The 233-nt window shown below is 38.2% G+C and carries 1 protein-coding gene; it reads left to right on the forward strand.

Annotated elements, in window-relative coordinates; all coding sequences use genetic code 11:
• Positions 1 to 233, forward strand: a 233-nt coding sequence (locus RMT89_RS45580) for a trigger factor (protein ID WP_315889627.1), incomplete at both ends; no start/stop codon positions are given.

Consider the following 233-nt stretch of genomic DNA (forward strand, 5'->3'; position numbering starts at 1 on the left):
GGCCAGCCGCTACCAAAAGTAGAAGATGAAAAAGATTTTAACTGGGATGGTAACGATACTTTTGAATTTGCATACGAAATAGGACTTGCACCTGCAGTAGATATCGATATAACTTCGAAAGATAAATTTACACAATATAATGTAACAGCAGACGAGGAAACTTTAGCAGAGCGTATCAAAAATATCCGCAAAAGCTATGGTAAAATGACAAATCCAGAAGCTGCTGCCGAAGG

The sequence above is a fragment of the Streptomyces sp. P17 genome, from assembly GCF_032436805.1.
Lineage (GTDB): Bacteria > Actinomycetota > Actinomycetes > Streptomycetales > Streptomycetaceae > Streptomyces.